The sequence below is a fragment of the Formosa haliotis genome (genome assembly GCF_001685485.1).
Taxonomy (GTDB): Bacteria; Bacteroidota; Bacteroidia; order Flavobacteriales; family Flavobacteriaceae; genus Formosa; species Formosa haliotis.
Window position 1 is genome coordinate 4,194,951 of sequence record NZ_BDEL01000001.1, and the last position, 21,991, is coordinate 4,216,941.

The window sequence follows — 21,991 nt, forward strand, 5'->3', positions numbered from 1 at the left end:
TGTAAAGATTCAATTTTAAAGATTGAGACCATATTTAACACGTATTGAGCGTGGTGTAACTATATTTGTAATATTGCTTTTATAAACCTAAATCAATTAAAATATGGATACTAATAAATCTGATATAAAGACTCATGACGATGTGTATAAACTGGTTTCTACGTTCTACGATAAGATAAGAAAAGATGATTTTTTAGGACCTTTTTTTGAGACCTTAATCACCGATTGGCCAGCTCATATAGAACGCTTAACAACTTTTTGGGAGTCGAGTCTGTTTTTAAAAACTAAATATTATGGGAATCCTTTAGAGGTTCATATTAAAGTCGATCAAGCAAATAATAATAGTATTTCTGAAAAACATTTTGGAGCATGGCTAAATCTTTGGATACAAACTATAGATGAACTTTTTGAAGGGGATATGGCAAATAATGCCAAACAAAGGGCACGTAAAATGGGGACATTTTTGTATTTAAATATTTTTCAAGCACGAACCAAAACGGAATAAGCTCATGGTAATCTTAAAATTAGGTTAATTTTAACAGACTTTAAATTTAAATGGTGACGGGCAACTGAACAAAATAAACTAAATTTGCCCGACTTAAATTTAGAGTAAACATTATGCAAAATAAACTTGCCAAAATACTTTTTTCTACACGTTTAACTTCCGTTTTATTTTTAGTTTTTGCCGGGGCTATGGCCATTGGAACTTTTATGGATGCGGGTCAAGATACATCGCCTACACCATATTCTAGAACTTTAATTTATAATACGTGGTGGTTTGAAGCCATCATGGTTATTTTCCTTATTAATTTTATAGGAAACATTAAGCGCTATAGGCTTTATAAGAAAGAAAAATGGGCCTCTTTAGTGCTGCACTTATCGTTTATTTTAATATTATTAGGTGCTTTTATTACCCGATATATTGGTTTTGAAGGGATGATGGCTATCCGTGAAGGAGCTACAGAAAACACATTTTTATCTCAAAAAACGTATATAACGGCATATATTGATGGGGATTATGTAATCGACGGTTTGCCACAGCGTTTACCAATAGAACGCGAAGTAGATTTTTCTCCACGATTAGACAATAAATTTAAGGTTGAAACAAAATACGATCAGCAACCTGTAACGATAGAGTTGGAATCTTTTATTAGCGGGGCAGAAGAAGATATTATTCCAGACGAATCGGGTGAATCGTATTTAAAGTTGGTTGAAGCCAGTGATGGCGGATCGCATAACCACTTTTTAAAGTCTGGCGAAGTGCAAAGCATTCACAGCATGCTAATTTCTCTAAATAAAGAAACTCCAGGCGCTATAAATATCACCTCTAACGATGAGGGGATTTTTATTAAATCGCCTTTTGAAGGAGAATACATGACCATGGCAACTATGGCCACAGGAACTTTAGCAAAAGATAGTTTGCAACCTTTGGTATTACGTTCGCGTTATGTTATTGGTAATATGCAATTGGTGTTTCCTAAGCCTGTTGTAAAAGGAAAATTCGATATCGTAAAAAAAGCAGAATTTCTTAAAAACGATGAAGATGGAGTGGTTTTAAAAGTAACTACAAATGGTGAAACTCAACGTGTAGGTGTGTTAGGAGGCAAAGGAAGTAATGGTGCTTTTAAACAGGTAAAAATTGGTGGATTAGATTTTGCCTTTAAATACGGTTCTAAAGTTTTAGAACTTCCGTTTAGTATTAAATTAAACGATTTTGAAGCAGAACGTTATCCTGGAACCGATAAAAGTTACTCCGCGTTTTCTAGTCAAGTTACAGTAATTGATGACCAAGAGGGCGACTTTGATTATAAAATTTTTATGAATCATATTTTAGATCATCGTGGGTATCGCTTCTTCCAATCTGGTTTCGATCCAGATGAAAAAGGAACTATTCTATCTGTTAATCACGATTATTGGGGGACATTATTCACCTATATTGGGTATTTCTTATTGTATTTCGCCATGTTGGCAACCTTATTTAGTAAAGGGACTCGTTTTGGAGATTTACGTAAAAAGTTAGATCAGATTAAATCGAAAAAAGCAAAACTGCTATCGGTAATCTTATTGTGTTTCGGTTTACATGGTTTTGCTCAAGATCATGGCCATACAGATCACGATGGACATGCTCATAATAACCGACCTACAAAGGCACAAATAGATTCTATTTTAATAGCCAATAAAGCGCCACAAGACCATGCCGATAAATTTGGACATATGGTTATTCAAGATATTGGTGGTCGTATGATGCCTGTTAATACCTATGCATCAGAGTTGTTGCGTAAAATTTCTAATGCCGATACCTATGCAGATTTAGATGCCGACCAAGTATTTCTTTCTATGCATGAGAGTCCGTTACTTTGGTACAATGTCCCAATCGTTTATTTAAAGTATAAGAAGTCCGATTCTATTCGTTCTATAATAGGCATTCCTAAGGATCAGAAATATGCAACTTTAGCCGATTTCTTTACAGATCGTGGGGCTTATAAATTGGGACCGTTTTTGGAGGATGCGTATAAAGCACCAATACCGAATGGATTTCAAAAGGAATTTAAAGAAGTAGATCAGCATGTAAACTTATTATATAATACGATTGAAGGTCGTTCGTTACGAATTTTCCCTATTCCAGATGATGAAAATAACAAATGGATTTCTTCTATAGAATATAAAAACGGGAATTATAAGATTCAAGATTCATTATATGCCAATTTTGTGAAAAGCGGATTTTCGGCGTATTTAATGACTTTAAATCAGGCTAAACAAACGGGAGATTTTACCGATGCAAATAAAATTTTAGAGGCTTTTCATAAAACTCAGCATCAATACGGAAGCGACGTTATGCTTTCTGATAAAAAGATAAAAACCGAGATTTTATACAATCATTACGATATTTTTAAAAAGTTGTACAGTTGGTATTTATATGCGGGCATGTTAATGTTCGTACTATTAATTGTTCAGATTTTTAAAAGTAAAAACAAAACCATCGATGTTAGTGTGTCTGTGTTTAGATGGATTGTTGTTGGGTTGTTTGTATTGCATACTTTAGGATTAATTGCGAGATGGTATATCTCGGGGCACGCGCCTTGGAGTGATGCCTACGAATCTATGATTTATGTGGCATGGGCGACGATGTTATTTGGATTAGTATTTGGAAGAAAGAGTGATTTAACCATTGCGTCTACAGCTTTAGTAACTTCTATGATTTTAATGGTGGCGCACTGGAACTGGATGGATCCAGCCATTGCCAATCTGCAACCGGTATTAGATAGTTATTGGTTAATGATTCACGTTGCTGTGATTGTGGGTAGTTATGGGCCGTTTACTATTGGTATGGTTTTAGGTTTAACCGTACTTTTCCTTATGATTTTTACAAATAAAGACAATAAAGACAAGATGCTAATTAACATACAAGAGCTTACTGTAATTAACGAAATGGCGTTAACGGTAGGATTGGTTATGTTAACAATAGGAAATTTCCTTGGGGGTATGTGGGCTAACGAGAGTTGGGGACGCTACTGGGGATGGGATCCAAAAGAAACTTGGGCGTTAATTAGTATTATGGTTTACGCTTTTGTAATTCATATGCGATTGGTGCCAGGATTACGAGGTAGATTTGGGTTTAACTTAGCATCTATACTTGCGTTTTCTAGTATTATGATGACTTATTTTGGGGTAAATTTCTACTTGGCAGGTTTGCACTCTTACGCCAGTGGAGACCAAATTGTAAGTGTTAAGTTTATTTTAATTGCCTTAGGTATTGTGGCTGTTATTGCCGGGTTAGCCTATGCGAAATACGTTAAGTATTACAAGAAATAAAAGTTTATAAAATCGTGATTAGGTAGTTAAACACCAATCCGCAACTTATAGCAAGACCGAAACTTATTAGGGTACCAATTAAAATGTATTCTGTTAATTTTCGGTCTTTTGCTTTAGATAAATCTCCAAATCGAAATACCGATTTTGCAGTTATTAAAAACCCGATACCTTCCCAATAGTGCATCACGATAAATGCGAATACAAATAGGCGCTCTAACATGCCAATATACGCGCCTGCATCTTTTAAAGACGCTTCATTGGTTTCTTCTAATTGCCATTTCGAGATAATAATTTTCATTATAACCGACGAGACTACGGTTACAAATAGGATGCAGCAAATAGTCAATAAAAAGGTGGTGTCGTAAAAAGCTTCTATAGGAATTTTGTAAGGTTCGTATAGGCGAACAGCAATGGCTATAATAATTAAATGGGCTAGTTGGTCGGCTATAAATAACCAGCGAGAATTTATTTTACCGGTTAAATATAGCTTAATGGCATCTATAATATAGTGCGAAATGCTAATGAGTAAAATACCCCAGATATAATCAAAATTGAATTGCAGTACCACTAGTAATGCGATAGCATGAATTGCAATATGAGCATATAAATACTTCGATTTTAGTTTATGTCTTTCTTTGTCGAGTACCCATTTTGTAGGTTGTAAAAGAAAATCGCCAACCAAGTGTGCAAGGAGTAATTTTATAAATAGCGCTATCATAACATGACATTTTTTGAATAATAAGCAATCATTTTAATAATTTCGTCGTAACCCGCTCGCTTTAATCCTTGACTAATGTTACCTTGTGTGCTTTGTGTTAATTCGGCCAATTCCATTTGGTTGGCTTGCGGATGTGTAAAAGCTAGTTTTAGTAAAGTTGCCGAAGTGGGTGTCCATGTGTTCATGGTTAATAACGCTAATTCCAGCATTATATTTATGGCCGAATCAAATTCTGGTCGGTTTGATTTTATAGCCATATTTATTTTTTTTAACTGCTCAAAGCACTCTCCAGAATTTATAAAAGCACTGCCATTTGCTTGGGTAATATGGTCTGCATCGTATGTTTTTTCGCCTAAACCAATAGCGATTCGTACATCTATAGTTTTAAATTGTTTTAAACTCGCTTTTATAAGTATTGCAGCTTTTAAAGCCTCTTCTGGTGGTACTTCCAATTGAAAGCTATCGCCTCGGTATATTTCCCAATGTTTAGGAGTGCTTCCATAAGTGCTCAATTCCGTTTTTAATTGGGTTAGCCAATCTTTGGTGTCGTGCGCTCTAGAATTTATAATATCCCCTGTAATAATACTCGTCATAGTTATGGCTTTGTATCAAATATATTCTAATTCTTTTTAAATTCAAAAAATATTAGCTTAAAAACTAATATTTAAAATTATAATTGTAATAGCTAATAATTTGGCTTATAATTAAAAAGGCTAATAGTAACTTGATGTAATTGCTGTTGTTAAACAGCAGATTAAAAAATATATTTGTTAAAAAAGAAATTATGAAGTTAATACAAGAATTTAAGGAGTTTGCTGTAAAAGGAAACATGATTGATATGGCTGTGGGTATTATTATCGGGGCCTCATTTAATAAGGTTATCGATGTGTTGGTAAAAAAAATATTTATGCCACCCTTATCTTTACTCTCGGAAGGAATTAATTTTCAGGACAAAGTTTGGGTCCTTCGCGACGAAGTAAAAGATGCTAGTGGAGAGGTTGTAGTCGAAGCTGTGTCGTTAGGCTACGGCGCTTTAATTGAGGCCTTTTTAGATTTTTTAATCATAGGATTTACGGTGTTTATAGTAGTGAAATTCATGAACAGACTGCGAAAAAAATCACAAGACCCTAAAGATAAAACTGTAGAGACTCCTAAAGATATTCAGTTATTATCGGGTATTACAGATTTAATGAAAGAACAAAATGCATTATTAAAATCTAAACTTAAAGAATAAAAAAACAACTATAATAACATGTATCATAGCTGTTTTCTTCACAGGTAATTAATAGCATTTTTATATGGTAATCTTTAAAAATTAAAGATGTCATAATCAGATTGTACATTCAAATGTAGGTTAGATAGGTTAGGCGTGCAATACCCAATTTTGGGTATATTTTAGCAGTTATGATAACTTAGGTTTTATAATTAAGATTAAATATTTTTATACCTTTAGCTAATGAAAACATTAGTCGTACTTATGCTTGCTATTATGGTATGTAGTTGTAAGCAAAACACAAAAGCACAGCCTGAATTAGCAATTCATGAATCGGGTATAGAAGTTAAAAATATCGAAGCCACAGCTGTAGAGACCATTTATCAATTTAAGGTAAAGGATTTGTATGGGAATCCGTTTGATTTTTCAACTTTAAAAGGAAAGAAAATCATGGTGGTAAATACCGCGAGTAAATGTGGTTTAACTCCGCAATACAAAAACCTTCAAGAGTTATATAAAACGTATAAAGATGCCAACTTTACAATAATAGGTTTTCCTGCCAATAATTTTAAATCGCAAGAGCCGGGGAGTAATGCTGAAATCGCCGAATTTTGTGAGGCAAATTATGGAGTAACTTTTCCTATGATGAGTAAAATTTCTGTAAAAGGAAACGATATGGATGAGGTGTACAAATTTTTAACTCAGAAAAGTAGAAATGGTTTAGAAGATTCTGAGGTAGAGTGGAATTTCCAAAAGTATTTAATTAATGAAGAAGGGCATGTTGTACGTGTCGTTTCACCAAAAACATTACCTACAGACGAATCAATTATTTCATGGATTAAAAGCTAAAAAAATGACTAAAAAAATAGGATTACAAACCATTTGTACCCATGTGGGAGAAGTGAAGGACGAACAGTTTAAAGGAGCTGTTTCGCCAATTTATATGTCAACCTCTTACCAGTTTGACGATGTAGATGTAAAACGATATCCGCGTTATTTTAATACGCCAAATCAAGAGAGTTTATCGAAAAAAATTGCTGCTTTAGAGCATGCAGAAGCAGGAATGATTTTTGGTTCGGGTATGGCTGCTATTAGTACAACCTTATTAGCATTTTTAAAAACTGGTGATCATGTTGTGGTGCAAAATACATTATATGGCGGTACCAGTAATTTTATACGCGAAGAATTTCCGAAGTATGGTATCGAGTTTTCGTTTACAAAAGGGTATGATGTAGCCGATTTTGAAGCTGAAATAAAAGAAAACACCAAGGTACTTTATATAGAAACACCTTCAAATCCGTTACTAACAATTACCGACTTAAAAGGGATTTCCAATTTAGCGAAAGCGAAAGGATTATTGTCTATAATAGATAATACCTTTGCTAGTCCAGTGAATCAAAACCCAATCGATTTTGGGATTGACATTGTAGTGCATTCAGCAACAAAATATCTTGGTGGACATAGCGATATCTTGGCAGGAGCTGTAGCATGTTCAGATCTGCATATGAAAGCTATTTGGAATGTGGCTAAAAATTTAGGTGGTAGTTTAAGCGACTTTATGGTTTGGATGTTAGAGCGTAGCATAAAAACCTTAGTTCTTCGTGTTAAAGCTCAAAACAGAAATGCTAAGAAATTGGCGAAGTTTTTAAGCAGTCATCCAGATGTAAAAAATGTCTATTATCCAGGGCTGAAAAGTCATCCGCAATACGAATTAGCAAAATCCCAAATGCGTGGTTTTGGCGGGATGTTATCTTTCGAGCTTAATGAAAATTTAGATGCTTTGGCTTTTCAAAAAGCCTTAAAATTAATAAAATCATCCATGAGTTTAGCAGGTGTAGAGAGTACTATGTTATCACCTTATTTAACCTCTCATGCCTTATTAACACAGGAAGAACGTGATAGTATTGGGGTTACCAACGGATTGATTCGTTTTTCGGTAGGGATAGAAACTAAAGCCGACTTGATAGACGATATAGAACAAGCCATTCAACAAGTGAAAGCATAGAGTAGCATTTCAGGTTCAAAGGAAGTGCTTAAAAAATATAATATAAATGAAATTAGATATACTTGCTATTGGAGCGCATCCCGATGATGTTGAACTGGGGTGTGGGGCAACCATAGCTAAAGAAATTGCCAACGGGAAAAAAGTTGGTATTTTAGATTTAACGCGAGGAGAATTAGGAACTCGAGGAACCGTCTTAACTCGCGCTGCGGAAGCAAAAGATGCAGCCGAAATATTGGGGGTGTCCATTCGAGAGAATTTAGGATTTGCTGATGCGTTTTTTGTGAATAACAAAGAACATCAATTAGAAATTATTAAAATAATTCGGAAATATCAGCCGGAAATTGTGCTGTGTAACGCTATAGACGACCGGCATATCGATCATGGAAAAGGAAGTAGTTTGGTAAGTGATGCTTGTTTTTTAAGCGGATTAAAAAGAATTGAAACCACACTAGAAGGGGAGCAACAACTACAATGGCGGCCAAAACATGTTTATCATTACATACAATGGAAGCCTATAGAGCCTGATTTTGTAGTGGATGTTACTGGGTTTATGGAAACGAAAGAACAAGCCGTTTTAGCGTATAAAACGCAATTTTTCGATCCGGCGAGTAAAGAGCCAGAAACACCAATATCTAGTAAAAACTTTACCGAGAGTGTAAATTATCGCGCAAAAGATTTAGGACGCCTCATTGGGGTGGAATATGCAGAAGGCTTTACATCAGAGCGTTATGTTGCCGTTGAAAATTTATTTAAATTAAAATAAAAATTTTTTAAAAAAAGGTTTGGAATATCTGTTATTTCGTTTAAATTTGCACTCGCATTACAGAATGCACGTCACATGGTGGTTGTAGCTCAGTTGGTTAGAGCATTGGTTTGTGGTACCAAGGGTCGCCGGTTCGAATCCGGTCTTCCACCCAAAAAGCAAAAGCCTTTCGATTTTTCGAAAGGCTTTTTTTGTGGAGTTAATTTTGTTAATTTCATTAATTTCATAATTATCCGATCTTAAAGTTCTAATTATTTAATTTTTTAATAGAATATTGCGAAGCTCATAAAAATGTACACAGTATGGTGTAAACTAAGTATAATTACTTAATTTTATATCAAATACTTATTTTTTAATGACATTAATCGCTTCACATCAAACTTTTAAACGGCAAGCACTTTCTAGTGTAGCGTGTGGAGCGTGTATCAATGAAAATTGTTTAATAAAGCGAAATTTTCAATCGCTCTCCGATTCTAAATTTGTCGACCAGAAAACCACATTACGCTGTAAAAAAGGGCAGCAATTTATTATGGAGGGAGCACCAGTTCACGGTTTATATTTTGTGATGAAAGGCAAAGTAAAGGTGTTTAGAACTGGGATTAATGGTAAAGAGCATATTGTTCGTTTTTCTAAAGAAGGTGAAATAATTGGGCATCGCGGTTTTGGTACAGAAGAGTGTTATTCTATAGGAGCTATTGCGTTAGAACATACCGTTTTGTGTTATTTTTCGAAAGATGTCTTACAGGGCATATTACTTGAAAACCCTCGGTTTGCCTACGATATGATGTTGTTTTATGCTAACGAACTGAATAGAAGTGAGTCTAAGGTGAAATCCTTATCGCAAATGACTGTTCGTGAGCGTGTCGCCGATATGTTACTGTATATAAATCGAAAATTTGGTTCGACTAATGGCTTCTTAAATCTTCCTTTAAGTAGAAAAGAGTATGCCGATTATACCGGAACTTCCGAAGAGCAAATTATAAGAATTTTTTCAACTTTGAAAAAAGAAAAGTTAATTAATGCTAGCGGAAAAAAAATAGGGATCAACGATATTAATCGTCTTAAAAATGAAATTAGCGAGCACAATTTCTTCTTAGATAGCTAGTTTTATATTTTCAATTGTTTTACTATTTAGTTTATTTATTCAAAACTCACGAAGGGTAAATGGTCTTGTTGTATTCGTGTGTTTCTTCACTTTTTCAAATAATTACGTAGTTTTTTTACTAAAATATCTTTTTCTAAGTACATCTTATTTTGATTGTATTTTACTGTAAATCAGTATTTTGTATTGAAAATATGTTTTTTGTCAGGTTTTTATATGTTGTAAAAAGTGGTTTGTTTATGGGGTATCTCATGAAATAGATTTAAGACTACTTATATATTTGTTGAAAACTAAGTATTACTACTTAATATTATTAAACCAATAGATATGAAAACAGTATTAAAAAAATCGCTCTTTATTTTACCATTAGCCATTATGCTAGGGTCTTGTGGAGGAAAGGACAAACAAAAAACAATAGCCGAAAATGTAACTCCTGAAGTTTCAAAAACTAAATCTTTAGCGATTGAGAAGCCTCAATTAACTTTCGGGTTTATCAAATTAACAGATATGGCGCCTCTAGCTATTGCTAAAGAAAAAGGTTTCTTTGAAGATGAAGGCCTTTTTGTGTCGGTAGAAGCACAATCTAACTGGAAAAATGTTTTAGATCGTGTGATCGATGGGCAATTAGATGGTTCGCATATGTTAGCAGGACAACCTATAGCGGCAGGAGCAGGGTTTGGAAGACAAGCAGAATTAGTAACGGCCTTTTCAATGGACTTAAATGGAAACGGTATTACAGTGTCTAACGATGTATGGTCTAAAATGAAACCCAATGTTCCGATGGATTCAGATGGTAAGCCTGTTCATCCTATAAAAGCGGATGCTTTAAAACCTGTAATAGATGAATACAGGAAAGAAGGTAAAGCATTTAAAATGGGAATGGTGTTTCCGGTATCGACCCATAATTATGAAATAAGATATTGGCTAGCAGCTGCAGGAATAAATCCGGGGATGTATACGGCCGACAATGTTCAAGGACAAATTGATGCTGAGGTTTTATTATCGGTTACTCCACCGCCACAAATGCCAGCAACGCTAGAAGCAGGAACCATTTTTGGATATTGCGTAGGAGAGCCATGGAACCAACAAGCCGTATTTAAAGGTATTGGAGTACCTGTAGTTACCAATTATGATATCTGGAAGAATAATCCTGAGAAGGTTTTTGTAATGACAAAAAAGTTTGTAGAAGATAACCCTAACACTGCAATTGCAGTAACCAAAGCATTAATTAGAGCTGGTAAATGGTTAGATGAACCAAGCAACAGAGCAGAAGCTGTTAAAATTTTATCGATGTCTCAATATGTAGGTGCAGACGAAGCTGTAATTGCAAACTCTATGACAGGGACTTTTGAGTTTGAAAAAGGAGATAAACGCGATATGCCAGATTTTAATGTGTTTTATAAGTACAATGCAACCTATCCGTTTTATTCTGATGGTATTTGGTTTTTAACTCAAATGAGAAGATGGGGGCAAATTCCAGAATCAAAATCATCAGACTGGTATGCTGAAACCATTAAAGATATTTACCGTCCAGATATTTGGAAAAAAGCGGCTGCGCTGTTAGTTGAAGAAGGTCATATTCCAGCTGCCGATATTCCTACAACCGATGGGTATAAGCCAGCTACAGCAGATTTTATAGATGGCACTTTGTACGATGCGAAACATCCAATTGAGTATATAAATAGTTTTAAAATAGGAAACAAGGACGAACCTATTCAGTAATTAAGTAATCATTTAAAGTACGTCATCATGAAGCAAAGCATAACATTAGGAAACGTTGGTAGATTTATGGGCTTGGGGTTTTTAGGCACCTTAAAAGATTTGTTCACAGGGAATTTACAACGTGAAGATTTTATAAGCTTTTTACGAAAAGTTATAGTTCCACTAGCCTCGATACTCTTATTTATAGGTTTATGGCACCTGGGCGCAAAGGCATTATACCAAAGAGAAGCAAATTTTAAAATTGAAAAAGCCTTAGCAGATCAAGGGCCAGAAGCCGCAGATGCTATGCGTGCTTGCATTGCATCTGGAGATCTTAGTTGCCAGCCTAATACCTTACCAGCACCTAGTCAAGTTTGGGATTCGTATAAATCTTTATTAAAAGATCACAGAGCAATTAGCGCAGATAAAGCCGAGTTTAAACAAAAAACAGCAGCCTTAAACAAAAAACGTGTGGCTGCCGGCGAAGCACCAATAACATATACAGGAAGACCATCATTTATCGATCAGATTATTATGAGTTTAAAAACAGTATTTGCTGGGTTCCTTTTAGCCTTGGTAATTGCTGTGCCGCTAGGAGTATTAATAGGATTAAGTCCTACCTTAAAAAGCGCTTTTAATTGGTTTATTCAAATTTTTAAACCGGTTTCGCCAGTTGTTTGGTATTTGCTAGTCTTCATGATTGTAAAAACTATTTTAATAGATTCTAACGACGATAGTTCCTTTATCATCTCGTTTATAAGTGTTGGGTTTTGTTCTATGTGGGCAACCTTAGTTAATACGGCTATGGGCGTGTCTTCGGTAGATAAAGATTATTTAAATGTGGCTAAAGTTTTAAAACTAGGGCCAATTCAAAATGTGTTTAAAGTGATTTTACCTTCGGCTTTACCTTTAATTTTTACAGGTTTAAAAATTACCTTATCGGTGGCCTGGATGGTGTTAATCGCCATAGAATTATTAGCGCAAAGTCCAGGTTTAGGATCGTTTGTTTGGGAAGAATTTCAGAATGGTGCCAACGATTCAAATTCAAAAATTATAGTCGCTATGTTCGTAATTGGAATCATCGGGTTTCTATTAGATCGCATAATGCTTACCATTCAAAATGCCGTGTCGTTCAATAAAAATGAAGGTATTTAATCTGAAAAAATAAAGTTATGGCATATTTAGAATTGAATAATATTTATAAATCTTATGGGCAGGCTCACGATGCCACCGAAGTGCTTTCAAACATTAATTTAACTATTGAAGAAGGCGAGTTTGTAGCCATTGTAGGGTTTACGGGAAGTGGAAAAACCACATTAGTAAATTTAATAAACGGACTTGTAGAACCAACAAAAGGGGAGGTGTTATTTAAAGGTGAACCGGTGTCTGGAACTAGTCACGAACGCGGTGTTATTTTTCAGAATTACTCGCTTTTACCCTGGTTAACTGTAGGACAAAATATTTATATGGCAGTTAAAGAAGTGTTTCCAAAGATGAAAAAATTAGAATTACAAGCCTTAGTTGCCGAGTATGTGGAAATGGTAAGTTTAACCCCGGCAATTAATAAACGTCCAAAAGAATTATCTGGAGGAATGCGTCAGCGTGTTGCCGTAGCTCGAGCTTTAGCGATGAAACCCGAAATGATTATAATGGATGAACCGCTTGGCGCTTTAGATGCTTTAACGCGGGGAAACCTTCAGGATGAAATTTTAAACATCTGGGGCAAAGATAAACGTACCGCCTTGTTAATTACCAACGATGTAGATGAAGGTATTTACATGGCAGATCGTATTATTCCGTTGCGGCCAGGACCCAATGCCACACTTGGTCCAGAGTTTAAAATAGATATTGAACGCCCTCGCGATAAAACGGCTTTAAACGATAACCCGAATTTTAAATCGACTCGAAATGCAATTATCGAATATTTAATGGATATCGGGAATCAAAGAAAACAGGAGGTAACCCAAGAGTATATTTTACCAGATTTACAACCAAAAAGTTTTGTCGGACACTTTTAAAATTGAAAACATGAATACAGAATCAACTATAGAACCACAAATGATGCAAGGCGAAAATGGTATTGTTTACCCTTCGGCTAATGTGATGTTAGATTTAAACAATCTGAAAAAAGTGTACCCAACTCCTAAAGGCGATTATACCGTTTTAGAAGATTTAAATCTTCAAATTATGAAAGAGGAATTTGTTACCATTATCGGGCATTCGGGATGTGGAAAAACAACCATGCTTTCTATGATTGCAGGTTTAAACGATATTTCGGGCGGATCCATTTCTGTTTTAGGAAATAGAATTAAAGGTCCTGGTCCAGATCGTGGTGTTATTTTTCAATCGCCAAGTTTAATGCCTTGGATGACTGCGCTTCAAAATGTAATGTTAGGCGTAAATCAAGTTTTTCCCGATGCTACAAAAGCGCAACGTAACGATATTGCTAAATACTACCTTCAAAAAGTAGGTTTAGAAGATGCCTTTCATAAAAAAGCATCGGCATTATCGCAGGGGATGCAGCAGCGCGTGGGTATAGCCAGAGCTTTTGCCATAAAACCTAAAGTGTTGTTATTAGATGAACCTTTTGGAATGTTAGATTCTCTAACACGTGGCGAGCTACAAGATATTTTAATAGAAATCTGGAATAAAGAAAAAATTACAGCTGTAATGATTACGCATGATGTAGATGAAGCCATCTTTTTGGCCGATCGTGTGGTGATGATGACCAGCGGACCTAAAGCTAAAATAGGGGATATTTTAAATATCGATTTTGAGCGTCCAAGAACTCGAAAGGCCGTGCTTGAGCATAGCGATTATTACACCTATAGAAAACATCTTATCGACTTTCTAGAGCATTAAAAGGGAAGTCAATTCAGTTAAACCGTTATAATTTAAGTCAGCCTAATTGTAGTTAGGTCCCTTTGGTGTGTCAAATATTAAGCATTCCAAAATAAAAAATACTTGTGCGATTAAAGTGAGCACAAAACAACCAATAATAAAAACAATCAACCAAAAAGAAAATAATGAAAAAGCAATTATTAATTTTAGCGCTACTACTTAGCGGATTTCAAAGCATTCAAGCACAATTTACTTTAGATGGCGAATTTAGGCCACGAACAGAATACCGCCATGGTTATGGTAGTATTTTTCCGGAAGACGCAGAACCAGGTTTTGCTATTAGTACAAGAGCCCGATTAAATGCGGGATATAAAACAGAAGCTTATAATTTTTATTTAAGTCTGCAAGATGTTTTAGTTTGGGGAGAAAACAGGCAAATAGATCCAGTAGATGTAAATAATTCGTTTGCCATTTTTCAGGCTTGGGCCGATATTCGTTTAGGAAACGGATTCTCTACAAAATTAGGACGTCAAATCTTGTCTTACGATGATCAGCGTATCATGGGAGGATTAGACTGGGCGCAACAAGGACGTAACCATGATGCGGCATTAATTCGCTATAAAAAGGACAGCTTTATGTTCGATGTAGGATTAGCTTTTAATCAGGATTTAGATAATGCAACGGGTAATGTTAGCGGATTTGTTAGTGTTGGAAATGAATATACCGAAGACCCAAATTTCTTCACATATAAAGCCATGCAATATCTGTATTTAAAGAAGGAATGGAAAGGATTTTCTGCAAGTGTTTTGGCTATGAATAATACCTTCCAAAACTTTGTGTTAGTTGATGGCGTAAGGACGTATGATGGTTATGGGGTAAGTAGTTTACAAACTATAGGAACGCATTTACAGTTTAAATCTGGTGCTTTTGGATTAGAAGGAAATGCATTTTTCCAGACAGGTGAGCGTGTGAATGAATTGGCTGTAAAAGGCGCTTTTTTATTAGGATTAGATGCTAGTTTTAAAGTTACAGAAGGTATAGGTTTAGGTGCCGGATTAGAAGTGATTAGTGGTAACGATGCCGATGCAGGAGAAACTGGAGCATTCTTTCCGTTATACGGAACAAACCATAAATTTAATGGGTTTATGGATTATTTCTACGTAGGTAATCATGCCAATTCAATAGGTTTAGTAGATATTCATTTAAGTGCAAATTTTGCTTTTAATGAGACCTCGAGTTTAATGGTGAAGATTTTAAATTTTAAGGGTGAACAAGAATTACCTAGTGGAGATAGTTCTTTAGGAACAGAAGTAGATTTAGTATATTCTAAGGCATTTAAAGGATTTGCGTTAAAGTTAGGATACTCGCAAATGTTTGCTAACGATGGTATGTACGAGTTAAAAGGTGTGCCAAAAGATGAAGCTTCAGACATTCAAAACTGGGCTTGGGCCATGTTAGTGATGAAACCAAAATTCTTGAATGGGACTAATTAAATTCTAAAAAGGAGGCTGTTTAAAGCGTTTTGAAATTCATTATTCTGAATGTATTTCAGAATCTCATTAAATTATTAACCCATAATATGAGAAGCTGAATCAAGTTCAGACTGACAAAAACTCAACTTCTAGACAGCCTCATTTTTTTCGATTATTAAACTTTGCTTTATTGGTTAAGCATGCCTAATAATTGTTCTTCAAAATCTTTAGAGAACATATTGGTATTGCTATTAATAATAGTTCTGTCTGCATTTATAAGCATAACTCTATTAATAGAATTTAAAGCTAAAATTTGTCTTGAAATATCTGGATTTTTAAAATGATATTCATTTTTAAGCGGATATTGATATTGTTGTAAATAGTTCACCCAGTTTACATCATCTTTATCAATATTCATGGCAATGAAATCTATTTCAGGATACTTTTTCATGAGTTCCTGAACTTTTTTATGACTATCTAAAAAGTGATTTTTAAGATTAAAAGACCAAAAATAAATAACAGTTGGTCGTTTTATAAAATCGCTTAAATGTAATTCTTCATTCTTATTGTTGGTAACAATAGTATTGGGTAGGAGGTTACCAGGTTTCAAGTTTTTAAGAGATGTAACCAGTTTTTTTATGTATGCGTCATTTTCTGGCGAAGTACTTTTTTCGAGATAAGAATTTAAATATGGTGTAAAATCATCTATCCGATTACATGAATTTATATATCGTAAAGCTGCAAAGTTTAAAAGGAAATTTTTAATCGATGAGTTAGTCACCAAACTATCTATTACCTCGAGTTTATCTAAATTGTAATGCAGCGATCTTTTATTGAAAACACTATCCTTAGAATGGTTAAAATGTCTTTGTAAAGCTAGATTATTTACATTGTATTTTAAAAAAGTATAATACGGGAAATAGTCTTTTAAGTCGTTGTCGTTATAATCAATTTTAGAGCGGTAATCGTAAAAATCTTCGGGTAAAGATTGTAAATTTTTTAATTCATTATTGCCGTAATAAGCAAAAGGATAAAGTTCTTTCTGAGCATAAAAATTATAGTCAATATTAGCTTGAGCAATTTTTTTGAATAAATCCGATGTTGTGTATTTAGATTCAAATTCGTCTAAATTTTCTTGAAGTACAGATTTAATAGAATCTAAATGTTTTTCGAAAATTTCTGGAGACGACTGACTAAGTCTTAATACTTTATTATTAATGCGTTCGTTTTCTAAGAACATATTAATAAGATAATTATTTTCTTTGGCGCCTTTTCCTGTAAAAACTAAAGATTCATCAAAATCTAAATTGTTAAGTCTAAAAATAATACTGTCGTTAGGTTCAAGAAAAATCATTTGAATTTCTCCGCCATGCGAAAAGGTGTATAAACCAGACTCTACCGGGTTTATTTTATATAAAAATCGATTATTTTGGTCTAAATCGACCGTATCTAAAACTTTGTTTTCTCTAGAAATAATAACAAATTTATCGCTCGGATTAATTATTTCTCCACCTAAAAAGGCCGAAGACCCAGTACCGTTTTTAGAATTTTTATTGCAGGCCGTAAAACATATTGAAAGTAAGATAATTAGGTAAAGGTGCTTCATAGATTAGGACGCTCTTAATATAAAAGAAACAAGATTGTTAATAACAAAAATATGGCATGCAGTCAACTTGGGCTGTTAATGGCTTGTTAAATATTATTAAGATGTTATTTCTTTCGTGTAATGGATGATATTTTCTACTTTTGCAGCAAATTAAAAAAACAATTTATGTTATCAGTTTCAAATCTTTCCGTTCAGTTTGGGAAGCGTGTACTTTTCGATGAAGTAAGTACAGTTTTTAATCAGGGAAATTGCTACGGGATTATTGGTGCTAATGGTGCTGGAAAATCTACTTTTCTTAATATTATAGCAGGCAAGCAAGAGCCAACTTCTGGACACGTCCATTTAGAAGCAGGAAAGCGTATGTCGGTTTTAGAACAAAACCACAATTTATACGATGAGCATACGGTTTTAGAAACGGTTATAATGGGGAATAAACCCTTATTTAAAATCAAGACCGAAATAGATGCTTTATATGCTGATTATACAGATGAAAATGCTGAAAAAATTGGAGAGCTTCAAGTCCAGTTTGAGGAGATGAATGGTTGGAATGCCGATAGCGATGCTGCAGCATTATTATCTAACTTGGGTATCAATGAAGATTTTCATTATACCCTAATGAAAGACCTAGATGGTAAGCAAAAAGTACGTGTGTTATTAGCTCAAGCCCTTTTTGGAAATCCAGATGTGTTGATTATGGATGAGCCTACCAACGATTTGGATTACGAAACCATTACGTGGTTAGAGAATTTTATTGCTAACTTCGATAACTGTGTAATTGTTGTATCGCACGATAGACACTTTTTAGATGCGGTATGTACTCATATTTCCGATATCGATTTTGCTAAAATCAATCATTATTCTGGTAATTATACTTTTTGGTACGAGTCTTCTCAATTAGCAGCAAGGCAGCATGCACAACAAAACAAAAAGGCTGAAGAGAAAAAGAAAGAATTAGAAGAATTTATTCGTCGTTTTTCTGCAAACGTTGCAAAAAGTAAACAAGCAACAAGTAGAAAGAAAATGATTGATAAATTAAATATAGAAGATATTAGACGTACAAGTAGACGTTATCCTGCTATTATTTTTGAACGTGATAGAGAAGCTGGAGATCAGATTTTAAACGTAGAAAATCTTTCGGCATCGATAGATGGTGAAGTACTTTTTAAAGATATAAACCTAAATTTAAATAAAGGCGATAAAGTTGTGGTATACTCTAAAGACTCTAGAGCAACTACAGCATTTTATCAAATATTAAATAATAAAGAGCAACCAGATTCAGGATCTTTTGATTGGGGAGTAACAACAACACAATCCTATTTACCTTTAGATAATAGCGAGTTCTTTAAAAATGATTTAAGTTTAGTAGACTGGTTACGCCAATGGGCTACTACCGAAGAAGAACGCGAAGAAGTATATGTTCGTGGATTTTTAGGTAAAATGATTTTTAGTGGAGAAGAAGCCTTAAAGAAATCGAATGTATTATCTGGAGGAGAAAAAGTGCGTTGTATGTTAAGTCGTATGATGATGGTTAGAGCGAATGTTTTAATGTTAGACGAACCTACAAACCATTTAGATTTAGAGAGTATTACAGCATTTAATAACTCTTTAAAGAACTTTAAGGGTACGATATTATTTTCTACTCACGATCATGAATTTGCACAAACGGTAGCTAACCGTGTTATAGAATTAACGCCTTCTGGTATTATAGACCGTTACACTACGTTTGATGAATATATGCAAGACCCTAAAATAAAAGAACAGCGTACAAAAATGTACACTGTTTAATAACTTATAAAAAAGCTGTATTAGACTTAGAGGTTTCGTCAATATGAATTTTATTCAGGTTCTCACATGTTTGGTTATCCAAGTGATGAGATTTTGAAATACATTCAGAATGATGAATTACAATATTTTTTAGACAGTTTTTTTATGCCTCTAATTCTGAAGTTACCGCGGTAATAATTTTTAAAGCCGCTTGTTCTTCTTCTTTATTAACAAAAATTTCTTGTTGCCCTTGAATCGAAGAGCCAAATCCTGCTAGTCTTCCAGACTCACTTTCGTCTTTTATTATAGCATTAATATTTGCTGTTTCTAGTTCGTTTGTTAATCGCTGAACCAGTATGAAGCTTCCGGTAAACACCTTTACATAGTTAGAATCTTTCATAATTTTAAGTCCTTAAAGTTGATTATTAAAGATACGAACTTTTAAATAAAATTTAAAAAACTATTTAAATCATTCAGTAAAATTGAAGATTTTCTTTTATTTCTAAAATAAAAATGAAAACATAGCTGAATATCTCATATATAATCTTACATTTGTATCAATTATAATTATTTAATTTATTACAATGAACAAAGGAACAGTAAAATTCTTTAACGACTCAAAAGGATTTGGATTCATTATTGAAGACGACACAAACAAAGAACATTTCGTACACATCTCTGGATTAATTGACGAAATTCGTGAAGGAGATGCAGTAGAATTCGATTTACAAGAAGGTAAAAAAGGATTAAACGCAGTAAATGTAAAAGTAATCTAATACTTCTGGTAAGTATATACTTTTTATGATCTTAAAACCTATCAATGTATTGATAGGTTTTTTTTATGCCTTATACCGAAGTCCTCTACAACTCTTTTTATAATCTTATAAGTTTAGCTAATAGGTTTTTACTTCTTAAATACTTCTTGTTTTTATCAGATTACAAGGGGCATGAGTGCTAAACTACAGTTCAGACTTTAAAAACTACAGTTCGGTAATTACTTTTTTTTATTACATGTCTTTCCATAGATATTTGTTTCATAATAATTTTAAAACCAATATAATATGAAACATTTAGTTTATCTCGCAGTGTTTTTGGCAAGCTTAATTACCCAAGCCCACCAAAACCTTAACTCAAAACAGAACCCTTCCTTAGTAACTGCTCATAATTTAACCGAGAAGGAGTCGCATTTTCACTATTCTTTAGAACTTTTTTCTAACTTTAAACAGGACATTTAATTTTATCTAATGTCTATAGAAAGATCTCTAAAGCACAAGTAGAAAGCATTAGGTTATTAATTTTAGAAGTATCATGACAGAGTCAGTAAAAAATATAGTTATAACATTTGGATTAGGTTGCGTTATTTTCTTAATCGGGAATATTTTCTTTGATGGGTTTAATTTCGAATCGGTAAGCGATTTTTTTATCGACTTTATATTTTATCAGTTATATGCTTTTGTGTTAGGCTATTCAAATATGACATTTTTTGCTATGCTAGCTAAGCGACCATGGCGAAAGGAACAAGGTGTTTTAAGAATAATATTAGGATTTATAGGCGCGGCCCTAATTACCTTATTAGGCTTGTTTGTATTGCATGGTTTTACCAGTATGGTGTATCATGGCAATACTTTTTCCGAATTTATTGCTCATGAAAAACTATCGCATTATAGCTTTGGTTTTTGGGTCACTATAAATATTGTTATTATTTATCATTTTGTGTATTACTACAATGCATATCAGCAACGAAAAATTAAAGAGCAGAAGGTAATTGCCGGTACCGCAAGTGCACAATTCGAGAGTTTAAAAAACCAAATCGATCCACATTTCTTATTTAATAGTTTAAATGTATTAAGTGCCTTAATCGAAGAAAATCCAGACAATGCGCAACGCTTTACGGTTTCATTATCTAAAATTTACCGCTATGTTTTAGAGCAAAAAGATAAGGAGTTGGTAACGGTAGAAGAGGAATTAAGTTTTGCTAAAACGTATATGAATTTGCTTAATATGCGATTCGAAAACAGCATCATCTACTCGCCACCAGTACATTTTGATAATCCAGATGCTAAAGTCGTGCCGCTCTCTTTGCAATTGTTATTAGAGAATACGATAAAACACAATATAGTAAGTGAGCAAAAACCCTTAAAAATAAGCATTACTGTAGAAGATAATTATTTAATAGTAACCAATAATTTACAAAAGAAAGACGTATTAAAAACCCGAGAGGGCGTGGGTTTACAAAATATTGTAAATCGTTATGCTATTCTAACTAAACGACATGTTTTAGTAAGTGAAACGGCAGATGCTTTCAGTGTTAAAATACCAATATTAACCAAACAAATTTCAATTATGGAAACAACAAAACAACAATATAACGAACAAGACGCGTATTACCGCGCAAAAAAACGCGTAGAAGAAATAAAAGGATTTTATGGAAATTTAGTCTCTTATTGTGTTGTCATACCTTTTTTAATATTTATAAATTACAAAACCTCGTGGGGCTTTCAATGGTTTTGGTTCCCAATGTTGGGTTGGGGAATGGGCCTAATTTTTCATGCTTTTTCTGTGTTCGGATATGGAAAAACATGGGAAGAACGTAAAATTCAAGAAATTTTAGAAAAAGAAAAACAACAAAAAAAATGGAACTAATGGAACAGTCATATTTTGAAAAAGAACGATACGAACGAGCTAAAAAACAAGTAAAACGCATCAGAGGTTTTTATTCACATGCCTTAGTTTACATTGTCATAAATCTCATGTTAGTCGTAATAAACATTCAGCATTTGGAACCCGGAGAGAGTTATTTTCAATGGCGTAATTTTATAACTCTAGGGTCGTGGGGTATAGGCTTGCTCGCTCATGGTTTATCTGTATTTCTACCCACTTTAGTAATTGGTAAAAATTGGGAAGACGAGAAAATTAAAGAACTCATGGAAAAGGAGAAAAAACATACTTGGGAGTAATAGTATATTAAAATTTTAGAACTATTTTGGGCGTAT

Annotated in this window: 21 protein-coding genes and 1 tRNA gene; 18 read left to right on the plus strand and 4 right to left on the minus strand. The window is 33.9% G+C overall.

Going from position 1 to position 21,991, the window contains the following annotated elements; translation table 11 throughout:
• The first annotated feature begins 103 nt into the window (after positions 1–103).
• Together A9D35_RS17780 and A9D35_RS17785 are read left to right on the plus strand one after the other, a co-directional pair.
• Positions 104–505 carry a group III truncated hemoglobin gene (locus tag A9D35_RS17780; RefSeq protein ID WP_066225495.1) on the plus strand — a complete coding sequence of 134 codons (402 nt, stop codon included), beginning with the start codon at positions 104–106 and terminating at the stop codon, positions 503–505.
• Between the two features lie 113 nt (positions 506–618).
• Complete coding sequence (locus A9D35_RS17785; protein ID WP_066225497.1) at positions 619–3,813, plus strand: cytochrome c biogenesis protein CcsA; 3,195 nt, start codon at positions 619–621, stop codon at positions 3,811–3,813.
• Positions 3,814–3,817: 4 nt separating this feature from the next.
• Here the strand turns inward: A9D35_RS17785 and A9D35_RS17790 are convergent, their stop codons facing one another.
• Together A9D35_RS17790 and A9D35_RS17795 are read right to left on the minus strand one after the other, a co-directional pair.
• A complete protein-coding gene (locus A9D35_RS17790) occupies positions 3,818–4,531 on the minus strand; it encodes a DUF3307 domain-containing protein (protein ID WP_066225499.1) in 714 nt (237 codons plus the stop codon).
• Positions 4,528–5,124 carry a transcriptional regulator gene (locus A9D35_RS17795; protein ID WP_066225500.1) on the minus strand — a complete coding sequence of 199 codons (597 nt, stop codon included), beginning with the start codon at positions 5,122–5,124 and terminating at the stop codon, positions 4,528–4,530. Before A9D35_RS17795 ends, A9D35_RS17790 begins: the two co-directional genes overlap by 4 nt.
• Positions 5,125–5,315: 191 nt before the next feature.
• Between A9D35_RS17795 and mscL the strand changes: the two genes are divergently transcribed.
• The 11 genes from mscL to A9D35_RS17850 all read left to right on the plus strand — a co-directional run bounded on the left by mscL (position 5,316) and on the right by A9D35_RS17850 (position 15,649).
• On the plus strand, positions 5,316–5,765 hold the full coding sequence (mscL, locus tag A9D35_RS17800) for a large-conductance mechanosensitive channel protein MscL (RefSeq protein ID WP_066225502.1): 450 nt from the start codon (positions 5,316–5,318) through the stop codon (positions 5,763–5,765).
• Between the two features lie 222 nt (positions 5,766–5,987).
• Positions 5,988–6,593 (plus strand): glutathione peroxidase, encoded by a 606-nt coding sequence (locus tag A9D35_RS17805; protein WP_066225503.1) that lies wholly within the window; start codon positions 5,988–5,990, stop codon positions 6,591–6,593.
• 4 nt (positions 6,594–6,597) lie between these two features.
• A complete protein-coding gene (locus A9D35_RS17810) occupies positions 6,598–7,749 on the plus strand; it encodes a trans-sulfuration enzyme family protein (protein ID WP_066225505.1) in 1,152 nt (383 codons plus the stop codon).
• A 46-nt stretch (positions 7,750–7,795) separates the two neighbouring features.
• Positions 7,796–8,512, plus strand: coding sequence for a bacillithiol biosynthesis deacetylase BshB1 (gene bshB1 / locus A9D35_RS17815; protein ID WP_066225509.1), 717 nt, complete (start codon positions 7,796–7,798; stop codon positions 8,510–8,512).
• Between the two features lie 77 nt (positions 8,513–8,589).
• A tRNA-His gene (locus tag A9D35_RS17820) sits at positions 8,590–8,665 on the plus strand.
• Positions 8,666–8,867: 202 nt separating this feature from the next.
• Positions 8,868–9,617, plus strand: coding sequence for a Crp/Fnr family transcriptional regulator (locus A9D35_RS17825; protein WP_066225511.1), 750 nt, complete (start codon positions 8,868–8,870; stop codon positions 9,615–9,617).
• A 324-nt stretch (positions 9,618–9,941) separates the two neighbouring features.
• Entirely contained in the window at positions 9,942–11,336 is a 1,395-nt protein-coding gene (locus tag A9D35_RS17830) for a CmpA/NrtA family ABC transporter substrate-binding protein (protein WP_066225512.1), read from the plus strand.
• 27 nt (positions 11,337–11,363) lie between these two features.
• The gene (locus A9D35_RS17835; protein ID WP_066225514.1) at positions 11,364–12,470 is read left to right on the plus strand and encodes an ABC transporter permease; all 1,107 of its coding nucleotides are present in this window, start codon (positions 11,364–11,366) and stop codon (positions 12,468–12,470) included.
• A gap of 17 nt (positions 12,471–12,487) precedes the next feature.
• Positions 12,488–13,333: an ABC transporter ATP-binding protein gene (locus A9D35_RS17840; RefSeq protein ID WP_066225516.1), complete on the plus strand. Its 846-nt coding sequence runs from the start codon at positions 12,488–12,490 to the stop codon at positions 13,331–13,333.
• Between the two features lie 10 nt (positions 13,334–13,343).
• Entirely contained in the window at positions 13,344–14,177 is an 834-nt protein-coding gene (locus A9D35_RS17845) for an ABC transporter ATP-binding protein (RefSeq protein WP_066225518.1), read from the plus strand.
• A 164-nt stretch (positions 14,178–14,341) separates the two neighbouring features.
• Positions 14,342–15,649, plus strand: coding sequence for an alginate export family protein (locus A9D35_RS17850; protein ID WP_066225519.1), 1,308 nt, complete (start codon positions 14,342–14,344; stop codon positions 15,647–15,649).
• Positions 15,650–15,815: 166 nt separating this feature from the next.
• Here the strand turns inward: A9D35_RS17850 and A9D35_RS17855 are convergent, their stop codons facing one another.
• The gene (locus A9D35_RS17855; RefSeq protein ID WP_066225520.1) at positions 15,816–17,234 is read right to left on the minus strand and encodes a TlpA family protein disulfide reductase; all 1,419 of its coding nucleotides are present in this window, start codon (positions 17,232–17,234) and stop codon (positions 15,816–15,818) included.
• A 165-nt stretch (positions 17,235–17,399) separates the two neighbouring features.
• Between A9D35_RS17855 and A9D35_RS17860 the strand changes: the two genes are divergently transcribed.
• Positions 17,400–19,019, plus strand: coding sequence for an ABC-F family ATP-binding cassette domain-containing protein (locus tag A9D35_RS17860; RefSeq protein ID WP_066225522.1), 1,620 nt, complete (start codon positions 17,400–17,402; stop codon positions 19,017–19,019).
• A 142-nt stretch (positions 19,020–19,161) separates the two neighbouring features.
• Here A9D35_RS17860 and A9D35_RS17865 read toward each other — a convergent pair whose 3' ends face one another.
• A complete protein-coding gene (locus tag A9D35_RS17865; RefSeq protein WP_066225525.1) occupies positions 19,162–19,398 on the minus strand; it encodes a putative signal transducing protein in 237 nt (78 codons plus the stop codon).
• Positions 19,399–19,582: 184 nt separating this feature from the next.
• Between A9D35_RS17865 and A9D35_RS17870 the strand changes: the two genes are divergently transcribed.
• From A9D35_RS17870 to A9D35_RS17880, 4 genes are all read left to right on the plus strand, one after another.
• Positions 19,583–19,774 carry a cold-shock protein gene (locus A9D35_RS17870; protein WP_038528380.1) on the plus strand — a complete coding sequence of 64 codons (192 nt, stop codon included), beginning with the start codon at positions 19,583–19,585 and terminating at the stop codon, positions 19,772–19,774.
• Between the two features lie 285 nt (positions 19,775–20,059).
• On the plus strand, positions 20,060–20,233 hold the full coding sequence (locus A9D35_RS18740) for a hypothetical protein (protein ID WP_159427078.1): 174 nt from the start codon (positions 20,060–20,062) through the stop codon (positions 20,231–20,233).
• A gap of 73 nt (positions 20,234–20,306) precedes the next feature.
• Complete coding sequence (locus A9D35_RS17875) at positions 20,307–21,641, plus strand: 2TM domain-containing protein (RefSeq protein ID WP_066225527.1); 1,335 nt, start codon at positions 20,307–20,309, stop codon at positions 21,639–21,641.
• The gene (locus A9D35_RS17880; RefSeq protein ID WP_066226237.1) at positions 21,641–21,955 is read left to right on the plus strand and encodes a 2TM domain-containing protein; all 315 of its coding nucleotides are present in this window, start codon (positions 21,641–21,643) and stop codon (positions 21,953–21,955) included. Before A9D35_RS17875 ends, A9D35_RS17880 begins: the two co-directional genes overlap by 1 nt.
• The last annotated feature ends 36 nt before the right edge of the window (positions 21,956–21,991 follow it).